11 protein-coding genes are annotated in these 12,176 nt (G+C 66.5%); 6 read left to right on the forward strand and 5 right to left on the reverse strand.

The genetic code is table 11. The annotated features are described in order from the left end of the window. Positions 1 to 72: 72 nt before the first annotated feature. Both mutL and N5A93_RS14365 read left to right on the forward strand, forming a co-directional pair. A complete protein-coding gene (gene mutL, locus N5A93_RS14360) occupies positions 73 to 1,944 on the forward strand; it encodes a DNA mismatch repair endonuclease MutL (protein ID WP_268955890.1) in 1,872 nt (623 codons plus the stop codon). Further along, positions 1,941 to 3,113, forward strand: coding sequence for a DNA recombination protein RmuC (locus N5A93_RS14365; protein WP_268955793.1), 1,173 nt, complete (start codon positions 1,941 to 1,943; stop codon positions 3,111 to 3,113). The genes mutL and N5A93_RS14365 overlap by 4 nt, the downstream gene beginning before the upstream one ends. A 9-nt stretch (positions 3,114 to 3,122) precedes the next feature. Here the strand turns inward: N5A93_RS14365 and N5A93_RS14370 are convergent, their stop codons facing one another. Further along, positions 3,123 to 4,001, reverse strand: a complete 879-nt coding sequence (locus N5A93_RS14370) for a LysR substrate-binding domain-containing protein (RefSeq protein ID WP_328406858.1) — start codon at positions 3,999 to 4,001, stop codon at positions 3,123 to 3,125. 185 nt (positions 4,002 to 4,186) lie between these two features. On the opposite strand from N5A93_RS14370, the gene bla reads away from it, so the two are divergent. Beyond that, positions 4,187 to 5,044, forward strand: coding sequence for a class A beta-lactamase (bla, locus tag N5A93_RS14375; RefSeq protein WP_268955795.1), 858 nt, complete (start codon positions 4,187 to 4,189; stop codon positions 5,042 to 5,044). A 77-nt stretch (positions 5,045 to 5,121) separates the two neighbouring features. Here the strand turns inward: bla and N5A93_RS14380 are convergent, their stop codons facing one another. From N5A93_RS14380 to ilvD, 4 genes are read right to left on the reverse strand one after another with little or no spacing between them, the layout of a single operon-like run. Next, positions 5,122 to 5,499 (reverse strand): hypothetical protein, encoded by a 378-nt coding sequence (locus tag N5A93_RS14380; RefSeq protein WP_268955796.1) that lies wholly within the window; start codon positions 5,497 to 5,499, stop codon positions 5,122 to 5,124. Between the two features lie 11 nt (positions 5,500 to 5,510). Beyond that, positions 5,511 to 6,284, reverse strand: coding sequence for a DUF6478 family protein (locus tag N5A93_RS14385; protein ID WP_268955797.1), 774 nt, complete (start codon positions 6,282 to 6,284; stop codon positions 5,511 to 5,513). Between the two features lie 58 nt (positions 6,285 to 6,342). After that, positions 6,343 to 6,969, reverse strand: a complete 627-nt coding sequence (locus N5A93_RS14390) for a hypothetical protein (RefSeq protein ID WP_268955891.1) — start codon at positions 6,967 to 6,969, stop codon at positions 6,343 to 6,345. A gap of 46 nt (positions 6,970 to 7,015) precedes the next feature. After that, positions 7,016 to 8,773, reverse strand: coding sequence for a dihydroxy-acid dehydratase (gene ilvD / locus N5A93_RS14395; protein ID WP_268955798.1), 1,758 nt, complete (start codon positions 8,771 to 8,773; stop codon positions 7,016 to 7,018). Positions 8,774 to 8,909: 136 nt separating this feature from the next. Between ilvD and N5A93_RS14400 the strand changes: the two genes are divergently transcribed. From N5A93_RS14400 to N5A93_RS14410, 3 genes are read left to right on the forward strand one after another with little or no spacing between them, the layout of a single operon-like run. Next, the gene (locus N5A93_RS14400; RefSeq protein WP_268955799.1) at positions 8,910 to 9,797 is read left to right on the forward strand and encodes a CPBP family intramembrane glutamic endopeptidase; all 888 of its coding nucleotides are present in this window, start codon (positions 8,910 to 8,912) and stop codon (positions 9,795 to 9,797) included. A 60-nt stretch (positions 9,798 to 9,857) separates the two neighbouring features. After that, entirely contained in the window at positions 9,858 to 10,853 is a 996-nt protein-coding gene (accD, locus tag N5A93_RS14405; RefSeq protein WP_268955800.1) for an acetyl-CoA carboxylase, carboxyltransferase subunit beta, read from the forward strand. Next, positions 10,850 to 12,124 carry a bifunctional folylpolyglutamate synthase/dihydrofolate synthase gene (locus N5A93_RS14410; protein ID WP_268955801.1) on the forward strand — a complete coding sequence of 425 codons (1,275 nt, stop codon included), beginning with the start codon at positions 10,850 to 10,852 and terminating at the stop codon, positions 12,122 to 12,124. The genes accD and N5A93_RS14410 overlap by 4 nt, the downstream gene beginning before the upstream one ends. Positions 12,125 to 12,176 lie beyond the last annotated feature (52 nt).

Below are 12,176 nucleotides of genomic sequence, written 5' to 3' on the forward strand. Positions count from 1 at the left end.
TTGCTGATGGCCACGCGCGCGGCCAACAAGGGTTCTGGCAGAATCGCCACCACACATGCTAGGTATTGCGGCATGAACACGCCCCGCCCCAATATAAGCCAATCGCCACCTGTCATTCGCCAGCTTGACGATGCCGCGATCAATCGCATCGCCGCCGGGGAAGTGGTGGAGCGCCCCGCTTCGGCGGTCAAGGAACTGGTGGAAAACGCGCTGGATGCGGGGGCGCGGCGGATCACCGTCGATTACGCGGATGGCGGCAAGACCCTGATCCGGGTCACCGATGACGGCTGCGGCATTGCGCCCGATGAGCTGCCGCTGGCGCTGTCGCGCCATGCCACGTCGAAGATCGACGGCTCGGACCTGCTCAATATCCACAGTTTCGGCTTTCGCGGCGAGGCGCTGCCCAGCCTTGGCGCGGTGGGGCGACTGAGCATCGCGTCGCGCGTGGCGGGCGGCGAGGCCGCCGGGATCACCGTGAGCGGCGGGCAGATGGGCAAGGTGAAGCCCGCGGCGCTGAATGGCGGCACGATCGTCACGCTGCGTGATCTGTTTCACGCCACGCCTGCGCGGCTGAAATTCATGCGCACGGACCGGGCCGAGGCGCAGGCGATAAGCGATGTGCTCAAGCGGCTGGCCATGGCGGAGCCTTACGTGGGCTTTATCCTGCGCGACGTTTCGGGCGGCGGCGAGGGCCGTGTGAGTTTTCGCGCAGATGCAGAGTCGGGCGATATGTTCGACGCGCTGCACGGGAGGCTGGCGCGCATTCTTGGCAGCGATTTCGCCAATAACGCGCTCAGGATCGACGCGACGCGCGAGGGGCTGCACATGACGGGCTATGCCGCGCTGCCGACCTATTCGCGCGGTTCAGCGGTGGCGCAATACCTGTTCGTCAATGGCCGCCCGGTGCGGGACCGGATGATGATCGGCGCGCTGCGTGCGGCCTATATGGATGTGCTGAGCCGTGACCGGCACCCGGCGGCGGCGCTGTTCATCGATTGCGATCCGGTGCTGGTGGATGTGAATGTGCATCCTGCGAAATCCGAAGTGCGGTTCCGCGATCCGGGGCTGGCACGGGGGCTGATCGTTTCGGGGCTGCGCCATGCGCTGGCCGAAGCCGGGCACCGGGCGTCATCGACGGTGGGACAGGCGACACTGGGCGCGATGCGCCCCGAACAGGACGGCGGCGGCGGCGCGGCGCGGGTTTACCAGATGGATCGCCCCTCAGGCGCGGCGCGGGCGATGGCCTATCGCGCGCAGGCGCCCGGTTTCGCCGAGATGGCGCAGGATTACAGCGCGCGGGTGGAACCGGTTGCCGACGGGGCGCCGGAGAAAGAAGAGACCGCGCCGCAGGATTTGCCGCAGAACTTGCCGCTGGGTGCGGCGCGCGCGCATCTGCACGAGAATTACATTCTGGCGCAGACCGCCGACGGCATGGTGATCGTCGATGCCCATGCGGCGCATGAGCGGCTGGTTTACGAGAAGCTGAAGCGCCAGATGGCCGAAACCGGCGTCGCGGCGCAGGCGCTGTTGATCCCCGAGATCGTCGAGATGGCCGAGGACGATGCCGCGCGGCTGCTGGAACTGGCGGATGATCTGGCGCGGCTGGGGCTGGTGATCGAGCCCTTCGGCGGCGGGGCCGTGGCGGTGCGCGAGACCCCCGCGATCCTGGGCCAGTGCGATGCGCGGGCGATGGTTCTGGACATCCTGGACGAGCTGGCCGATCAGGGCGACAGCATGACCATACGTTCCCGTATAGAGGCGATCCTGAGCCGTGTCGCCTGTCATGGCTCGGTGCGCACGGGGCGGCGGCTTCAGGCCGACGAGATGAACGCGCTGCTGCGCGAGATGGAGGCGACGCCGCATTCGGGCCAGTGCAATCACGGGCGGCCCACCTATGTGGAACTCAAGCTGGCCGATATCGAGCGGCTGTTCGGACGCACATGATCCAGATCGGCGACCATATATATTCCCTTGGCGATCCGCTGGTGATCGCCGCGCTGGCGGGAGCGGGGTTCCTGCTGCTGGTGCTGGTTCTGTTGGTGATGACGGTGCGGGCCTCGGCGCGCTCGGCGCGCCTGACGGCGCCGCTCGCGCAACAGGTCACCCAACTGGGCCAGAGCGTGCAGACCCTGAGCGACGGGCAGCACCAGCTGGCCGGGGGGCTGAACCATGTCTCGGAGGCGCAGGCGGCAGCACAGTCCAACATGCTGCAACTGATGGAAAAACGGCTGGCGCAGGTGTCGGGCCAGATGACCGAGAACCTGCAGGGATCGGCCCGGCGCACGGCGCAATCGCTGGGCGATCTGCAGCAAAGGCTGGCGACGATCGACAAGGCGCAGGAGAATATCACCAAGCTGTCGGGCGATGTCTTGTCGTTGCAGGATATCCTGAGCAACAAGCAGACGCGCGGTGCGTTCGGAGAAATCCAGCTTAACGATATCGTGTCCAAGGCGCTGCCCTCGGACAGCTACACGATGCAGGCGACGCTGTCGAACGGCCGGCGCGCCGATTGCCTGATCCACCTGCCCAACCCGCCGGGACCGATCTGTGTGGACAGCAAGTTCCCGCTGGAGGCCTATGAGGCGCTGCGCCGTGCCGCCACCGACTGGGAGGTGAACGAGGCGGCGAAGTTCCTGCGGGTCTCGGTGCGCAAACATATCAAGGACATTTCGGAGAAATACATCCTGGATGGCGAAACCGCCGATGGCGCGCTGATGTTCCTGCCCTCGGAAGCGGTCTATGCCGAGCTGCACGCCAATTTCCCCGAACTGGTGCGCGATGGTTTCGCGGCACGGGTCTGGATCGTGTCGCCGACCACCTGCATGGCCACGCTCAACACGATGCGCGCGATCCTCAAGGATGCAAGGATGCGCGAACAGGCGGGGGCGATCCGGCGCGAATTGGGGCTGCTGTTTTCGGATGTCGAGCGGCTGGGCACGCGGGTCGAGAACCTGGACCGGCATTTCAACCAGGCGGCCAAGGATATCAGCGATATCAAGATTTCCGCTGACAAGGCCGGGCGGCGTGCGCGGCGGCTGGACAATTTCGACTTCGAGGAACTGGCACCCGAGAGCGAAGCGACCATCGTCAAGCTGGGCAAGGACGGGGGCTAGACCCGCCTGTCAACCGGCGCGCGCCGCCGCGTCAGCCAGCCAATCGCGCAAGATCTGCATCCCCGCGCTCAGCGGTTTGGCGCGTGGCCATGTCAGCCAGTAACGACCATTGCGCAATTCGGTGGCGAATGGACGCATCAGACGGCCCGCCACGATATGCCGGGTGAACATCGGGACCGGCAGCATCGCCACACCCAGCCCCGACATCGCCAGCTCGGCCAATGCCACCGAGGAATCCAGCACCGGGCCTTCGATGTCCGGGCACGGCGCGCCCGCCGCATCGAACCAGCCAGGCCATTCATCGCTGCGATAGGAGCGCAGCAGCGTGAAGCCGGCGAGGTCCGGCGGCTGGTGAAGCTGCGCCGCAAGGTCCGGCGCGCAAAAAGGCGACATCGGCGCATCGAGCAGCGGCACCGAGTCAAGCCCCGGCCAGACCCCGTCGCCGAAGCGGATCGCCATATGCAGGCCCTCGCGCGTGATCTCGGTCCGGTTGTTGTTGGTGAATACCCGCAGGCTGATGCCGGGATGGGCCGCCTGAAAATCCGGCAGGCGCTCGATCAGCCAGCCGGTCGCGAAGGTCGTGACCACGCCCAGATGCAGAGTCTCGCGGTAGCGCCCGTCGCGAAAGCGGTCCAGCATCGCGCCGATCTGGTCGAGATTGCGGGTCAGCACCGGATGCAGCGCCGCGCCTTCCCCGGTCAGAACGAGCCCGGTCGAGGCGCGGTTGAACAGGGTGACGCCCAGGAGATCCTCCAGCCGGCGAATCTGCTGGCTGACCGCGGCCTGGGTGACGCGCAGTTCGATTGCGGCGCGGGTGAAGCTGCCCTGCCGCGCGGCGACTTCGAAGGCGCGCAGGCCGTTCAGGGGAAGGTCGGGACGGTCCATAATATCACCTTATGCGATGACATAGGTTTTGTCGTTTGCGCGGGTCAGAATCAAGGGATATGTCCGCCCCATCGGCATGAAACGCCTGGGCGTGAGGCCGGGCCATAATATTTTCTGCCGAGCAACACCCGAGCAGGAGGCATCCCCCTGCGCCCGGACGGCGATAGATTCATGCCGGGGAGGCACATATGAAGCGATACATCCTGACCGCGGGTCTCCTGCTGGCGCTGGCGGCACCTCTGCGGGCGCAGGGCGTGGAGGAGACCGCGCGCGCCACCGAAGCCGCGCTGGGCGGGCGCGTCGGGGTGATGCTGCGCGCACCGGCAGCGGCGCCGTTGGCCGAGTGGCGTGCGGATGAGAGGTTTCCGGTCTCGAGCACCTTCAAGGTGCCGCTTTGCGGCGCGGTGCTGGCGCGGGTGGACAAGGGCGAGGACAGGCTGGAGCGCGTGATCGCCTACGGGAGCGACGATCTGGTCACCTATTCGCCGGTGACCGAGGCCCATGCCGGAACGGGGATGACGCTGGGCGACCTTTGCGGCGCGACCATTGCGCTGAGCGACAATACGGCGGGAAACCTTTTGCTGACGACGCTGGGCGGTCCGGAGGGGTTCACCGCATTCCTGCGCGAGAGCGGTGACGCGGTGACGCGGCTCGACCGCTGGGAAACCGCGCTCAATGAAGGCACGCCGGGGGACGTGCGCGACACCACCACGCCCGCAGCGATGGCGGCGACGCTGGAGCGGCTGCTGTTCGGGGATGTTCTGTCGTCGCAGGCCCGCGGCATGCTGGAGGGGTGGATGGAGCGGAATCAGGTGGGCGATGCGCTGATCCGCACGAGCCTGCCGGAGGACTGGACGATCGGCGACAAGACCGGGGCGGGCGGGCATGGCTCGCGCTCGATCATCGCAGTGATCCGGGGGCCGCGGGGCGATGCGTGGCTGGCGGCGATCTACCTGACCGGGAACGACGCCGATATGGAGACCCGCAACGCGGCCATCGCCCGGATCGGCGCGGCGATGGTCGAAGAGATCGAAAAGCGGCGATAGGGGTCTTTCGCGGCGAGGCCGGGGGGCCAGCCCCCCGAACCCCCCGAGGTATTTGAGGCCAGATGAAGGGGGCCGGATTACATGGTTTCCAGGCAGTGGCGGCGGAAGGCACGTTTAAGCATGTCGAGCTCTTCGCGCAGGAGCGTGACCTCGGCGCGGATGTCGTAGCTGAGCGCGTCGCCTGAAAGCAGCGCGAAACTGTTGAGCGTGTCGCCGGTCTTGCGGTCGCGGATCAGGAAGGTCTGCACCCCGTCGGCGATGAGTTCCGCAGGGATCGGCACCCGCAGCACCCACATGGCCTGATCGGGATGTTCGCGCACGTCGACCCCGGAGAGTTCTTTCTGAAGGTGGGTCACTTCGATGTCGGGCTGGTAGTTGCCTTCGCCCTCGCGGGTCAGCACACCCTCCCATACGCCTTCGTATAGTCGCGTCTTGGTCAATGTCAGCTTGGTCATGCGGGGCTCCGTCACAGCTCGGCGCGGGGATGGCGGCAAAGGGTCAGGTCGCGCAGCGTGACCTGGCTCATTTGCGGGTTGTCGAAGATCAGGTCAATCCAGGCGCGCTCCACCCGTTTCTCGTTGATGTTGGAATAGGCGAGATCGAATTCGACGGCGATATTTTCCTCATGGAGGGGCAGTTCGCGCACCAGCTGTTCGGTATTGGGGCCATGCATGATGTTGAGGCGCGCGAAGATTTCGAGCGGCTTTTCCAGTTCGAGGATCGTGTCGACGCGGATCAGGTGGCGCCGTTGGAGGCCCTGCACCGCGGCATCGGGCAGGGTCAGCACCAGCGACAGGAAGGAGCCGTCGAAATTGAACACGTCCATCGAGAGACCGAAGGGCGCGAGATCGGCTTCGCGCAGGTTGCGGATCTGGCGCAGCGTAAGTTCCGATTGCTGGCAGTCGTGAAACAATGTCACCTCGTCGCCAAGCTGCGACTTGCTTTGCACCGTGGAGCGGCCCGGGACTGGCAGGGGTTCGCTCCAGAGTGCGGGGCGCCAGGCCCAGTCGGTGCCATGCGGTTTGGGAAAGGCATGCGAGCCGATCATCGGCAGGGCCAGCCGGTTATCGGCGGTCGCGATCACTTCGTTGAGGGAATGGCGCAGGTTGCGCGCACGGGCGCGTTGAGAGCGCAGGAGCGACAGGTGCGAGCGCGCCGCGCCGCGTGCGGCCTTGCGCCAGTAGCGCAGGGCGCGGCGATATAGAAACCAGTCCAGAAAGGAACTGCGCAATTCAATCATGTGGGATCTGCTTTGCCTCAAACCGTTCCGATACTGACATATTCGCGCTTTTCTAACATTAACCTGGAAACAGAAACAATCCATAGGCTTGCGCATGCGCGCCCCGCGATACGGTCTCGCCCGGCAGGACCGGGCTGGCGGCGCGCAGCGTGTCGGCCAGCGCCGATATCAGATCGCGCCCGTCCTGCCCCGAGAGCGGGCTGCCGGCGGGCGCATAGACGGCCAGCCCCAGAAGGTGGCCGTTGATCACCATGCTGGCACGCCAGTGACGCGGGTCGCCGCCCGGCAGGATCCTGTCGCCGCCGCTGGCGAAGTGAACGAAGGAGGCGTCCGGTTCGTCGACCTGCGCGAGCGGCTCAGCGGGCGCCATCGAGGCGGCGATTTCCGCGGCCAGTGGCCGTGAAGGCGGCGCGCTGCCCCGGCGCGGCAGCACCGACACGGAGATCAGCGCCGGAAGCACCGCGATACCGGCCTTGCCCGAAAGGCTTTCGCAACTGGCCATGGGCACCACTGCCCCCGAGGCGCGGTGGCGCAGATTGGCCGTGTCCACGCAATAGCCGCGCGGTGCCGCGACCACCACTTCGCCATCATAAAGCGGAAGCTGGTGCACCGGCCCGCCGGTATCGGGCGCGTCGGCGCCGCTGCCGATGCCGATGCCGATACATCCGGCAAGCTGCACACACATACAAAGGAGCGCGGCCCGGCGAAGCACGCGCCGGGCCGCTGCCCCGTCAGAGATCCATATAGACATGGCGCTCGGCCTTGCCACCGGGATGGGTGACCGCGCCCTTGTAGGTCTCGCCGACAAGCTGGGCGTATTTCCACAGCGCCCCGCTGGCATAGATGGTTTCGCGCGGACCGGCCCAATCGGCCTTGCGCGCGGCGAATTCCTCATCCGTGAGATCGACGCTCAGCACGCCGTCGACCGCGTCGATGGTGATCATGTCGCCGGTCCTGATCATGGCGATCGGGCCGCCATGCGCCGCCTCGGGGCCGACATGGCCCACGCAGAAGCCGCGCGTCGCGCCCGAGAAGCGGCCATCGGTGATGAGCGCCACCTTCTTGCCCATGCCCTGACCCGAGAGCGCGGCGGTGGTGGCGAGCATCTCGCGCATGCCGGGGCCGCCGGCGGGGCCTTCGTTGCGGATGACGATCACCTCGCCTTCCTCATATTCGCGCGCCTTGACGGCGGTGAAGGCGTCTTCCTCGCATTCGAACACGCGGGCGGGACCGGTGAACCGCTGGTGTTCTTCGGCGATGCCCGCCACCTTGACGATGGCGCCATCCGGGGCGAGGTTGCCCTTGAGCCCGACCACGCCGCCGGTCTTGGTGATCGGCGTTTCGATGGGGAAGATCACCTTGCCGTCGGCCTCGCGTTCGATCAGCTCCAGCTCTTCGCCGATGGAGCGGCCGGTGGCGGTCATGCAATCCTCGTGGATGAGCCCGGCCTTGCGCAATTCCTTCATCACGACGGGGATGCCGCCCGAGTCGTAAAGATCCTTGGCGACATAGGTGCCGCCCGGTTTCAGGTCGACGAAATAGGGCGTGTCGCGGAAGATATCGCAGACATCCTCGAGATAGAATTCGATGCCCGCCTCGTGGGCGATGGCGGGCAGGTGCAGCCCGGCATTGGTGGAGCCGCCGGTGCAGGCCACGACGCGCGCGGCGTTTTCGAGGCTCTTGCGGGTCACCACATCGCGGGCGCGGATGTTCTTTTCGAGAAGGTCCATGACCGCGCGGCCCGACGCCTCGGCATATTGGTCGCGCGATTCATAGGGCGCGGGCATGCCCGAGCTGTTCATCAGCGCAAGGCCGATCGCCTCGGAGACGCAGGCCATGGTGTTGGCGGTGAACTGGCCGCCGCAGGCACCCGCCGAAGGGCAGGCCACCCGTTCGAGCGCATCGAGCGCCTTGTCGGACATCTGCTTGTTCTGGTGCCAGCCGACCGCCTCGAACATGTCCTGAACGGTCAGGTCACGGGTGCGGAATTCCTCGGGAATCTCGTCGATCTGGGGCGCCTTGCCCGGCAGGATCGAGCCGCCATAGATGAACACCGAAGGCACGTTGAGCCGCACCATCGCCATCATCATGCCCGGCAGCGACTTGTCGCAGCCCGCAAGCCCGACAATGGCGTCATAGCAATGGCCGCGCATGGTGAGTTCGACCGTGTCGGCGATCGCCTCGCGCGATGCCAGCGACGAGCGCATCCCCTCGTGGCCCATGGCGATGCCGTCGGTCACGGTGATGGTGGTGAATTCGCGCGGCGTGCCGTGGGCTTCCTTGACGCCGCCCTTGACGGCCTGGGCCTGACGGCTGAGCGAAATGTTGCAGGGCGCCGCCTCGTTCCAGCAGGTGGCCACGCCGACCAGCGGCTGGTGGATTTCCTGCTCGGTCATCCCCATCGCGTAGTAATACGAGCGATGCGGCGCGCGCGATGGGCCTTCTGTCACATAGCGGCTGGGCAGTTTGGATTTGTCGAACTTGGTCATGTGGGCCTCCCCGTGATCGTCAGGATCGGGTTTAAGTGACCGCGCCGCGAGGAACAAGGGCCAGTTGGACGCGGGCCGCGCGCGGCACAGCGCGATGGCGGTTTCGCGCCCCGGCGCGATGCACTAGCGTAGCGCCATGAGTTACGCGCCACATGAAGGGCTTGTCGCCCCGGCACGCGCATCGGCGCATCCCGCGCGGCTGCTGGCGGGCAGCGCGCTGACGATGCTGCTGTTCCTTGGCTTCAGCTTTGCCTATTCGCGCCTGCATCGTGCGCTGGTGGCGCCCGAGACATGGGAGGCGATCGCGGATGGCTCGGCGGATGGGTCGACCGCGACGGGGGTGCTGATCAATCTCTACCTGTTCGTGTTGCTGATCGCTGCGCTGGCAATGGCGCTGGCGCTGGTGCACGAGCGGCGCATCGCGGGGCTGATCGGGCCGCCGGGGCTGGCCCTGGCGCAGTTTCGCAAGGTGGCGGTGGCGCTGATCCTGCTGCTGGCGGTGCTGGCCTTTGTGCCCACCGGAGAAGGCCCCGCGCCCGAGCCCAACATGGCGCCGGGACGGTGGCTGATGCTGTTGCCGCTGGGGCTGGCCGGGCTGCTGATACAGACCGGCGCCGAGGAGCTGGTGTTTCGCGGCTATCTGCAAAGCCAGCTGGCGGCGCGGTTCAGGCATCCGGCGATCTGGCTGGGCCTGCCGGCGGCGGCGTTCGGGCTGTTGCATCTTGATCCGGTGATGCATGGCGCGGATAGCTGGCTGGTGGTTATATGGGCCTTCGGATTCGGGCTGGCGGCGGGCGATCTGACGGCGCGCAGCGGCTCGCTTGGCCCGGCCATCGCATTGCATCTGGTCAACAACATGGGCGCGGTGCTGATCGCCGCGCCGCAAGGCATGTTCGACGGCCTGGCGCTTTATGTCTATCCGCTGGCGCCGGGAGACGGGATGGGGCTGACAACCTGGCTGCCGGTCGATCTGATGATGCTGGCCTGCAGTTGGCTGGCAGCGCGGCTGGCCTTGCGCCGCTGATTGCATTTCGTGGCGCGGGCCATTATCTGGAAGGCGCAAGGCAACAAGGGATCACGGGGCATGAACTGGATCACCAACTATGTGCGTCCGCGCATCAATTCGATCTTCTCGCGCCGCGAGATGCCCGAGAACCTCTGGTCGAAATGCGATGATTGCGGCACGATGCTGTTTCACCGCGAGTTGAGCGACAACCAGTATGTCTGCACCTCCTGCGGGCATCACATGCCGATCACCCCGCGCAACCGGTTCGACGCGCTGTTCGATGGCGGCGTGTTCACCGAGATCGACGTGCCCGCGCCAGTGGCTGACCCGCTGCATTTCCGCGATCAGAAGCGTTATCCCGACCGGATGAAGGCCGCGCAGCGCGCCACCGGCGAGAAGGAGGCGATGCTGGTCGCCTCAGGCGAGATCGGCCGCACGCCCATCGTGGCGGCGGCGCAGGATTTCAGCTTCATGGGCGGCTCGATGGGGATGTATGTGGGCAATGCCATCATCGCCGCCGCGCAGGCGGCGGTGAAGCGCAAATGCCCGCTGATCCTGTTTTCGGCCGCCGGGGGCGCACGGATGCAGGAAGGCATCCTGAGCCTGATGCAAATGCCGCGCACCACGGTCGCGGTGCAGATGCTCAAGGAAGCGGGCCTGCCCTATATCGTCGTGCTGACCCATCCCACCACCGGGGGCGTCACGGCCTCTTATGCGATGCTGGGGGATGTGCATATCGCCGAGCCCAACGCGCTGATCTGCTTTGCCGGGCCGCGGGTGATCGAGCAGACCATCCGCGAGAAGCTGCCCGAGGGGTTCCAGCGCGCCGAATACCTGCTGGATCACGGCATGCTGGACCGGGTCACGCCGCGCACCAAGATGCGCGACGAGCTGATCACCATCACAAGGATGCTTCTGGGCCTGCCTCCGCAGGTGAAGGGCGATCTGCCAGCACCCGAGGCCGAAGCCGCGCCGGAGGCGACACCCGAAACCGGGGCCGGGGCCAAGGACGCGAAGGCGGAACCCGAAGCGGCGAAGGCCGCGCCCGACAGCGGCCAATCGCCCAAGACATGAGCGGCGCGACATCGGACATCATCCTTGAACGGATGATGTCGCTTCATCCCAAGATCATCGACCTGACGCTGGATCGCGTCTGGCGCCTGCTTGAGGCGCTTGGCAATCCGCAGAACGACCTGCCGCCGGTGATCCATGTGGCGGGCACCAATGGCAAGGGATCGACACTTGCCATGATCCGTGCCGGTCTGGAGGGCGCGGGGCTGACCTGCCACGCCTATACATCGCCGCATCTGGCGCGGTTTCACGAGCGCATCCGGCTGGCCGGTGAGCTGATTTCCGAGCCCGACCTGGCGGCGGTGCTGGATGAATGCCACGCGGCCAATGGCGATGCGCCGATCACCTATTTCGAGATCACCACCTGCGCCGCGCTGCTGGCGATGTCACGGATCAAGGCCGATTACACGCTGCTGGAGGTCGGGCTTGGCGGGCGTCTGGATGCGACCAATGTCATCAAGGCCCCGGCGCTGACGATCATCACACCGGTGTCGATGGATCATGAGCAGTATCTGGGCGATACGCAGGCCAGGATCGCCAGTGAAAAGGCCGGGATCATCAAGCGCGGCGTGCCCTGTATCGTCGGCCCGCAGGCCGAAGCCGCGCTGGAGGTGATCGAGGCGCGCGCCGCGGCACTTGGCGCGCCGCTGATCGCACAGGGACAGCATTGGCATGTCTTCGAGGAGCGCGGGCGGCTGGTCTTTCAGGACGAGCGCGGCTTGCTGGACCTGACGCTGCCCAACCTGCCCGGCGCGCATCAGATCGACAATGCCGGTGCGGCGCTGGCGGCGCTGCGCGCGCTCAATGCGGGCGAAGCGGCCTGTGATGCCGCAGTGAAGCGCGCCGAGTGGCCCGCGCGCATGCAGAGATTGGACAGCGGGCCGTTGGCCGACAGTGTTCCGGAGGCCGAGCTGTGGCTGGATGGCGGCCATAACGCCGCCGCCGGGCAGGCGCTGGCGCATCATCTGGCCAGCCTGCCCAAGCGGCCCACGCATCTGATCTGCGGGATTCTCAATACCAAGGATATCGCGGGTTACCTCGGGCCGCTGGCGGCGCAGGCCGAGAGCCTGACCGCCCTGTCCATTCCCGGCGAGGCCAATACATTGCCCGCCAGCGAAACCGCCCGCGCCGCGCGCGCCGTGGGGCTGGAGGCCGGGACGGCGGAGAACCTGCACGCGGCGCTGCGGATGATTGCCGAACGGGCGCCGCATGCGCGCATCCTGATTTGCGGCTCGCTTTACCTGGCGGGGCATGTGCTGCGCGAAAACGACTGATTACACGGCGCGCAAGCGGGAAAATCGCGGAAACGAATCACGGCAGGTTGAC

The sequence above is a fragment of the Roseovarius salincola genome (genome assembly GCF_026891095.1).
Taxonomy (GTDB): domain Bacteria; phylum Pseudomonadota; class Alphaproteobacteria; order Rhodobacterales; family Rhodobacteraceae; genus Roseovarius; species Roseovarius salincola.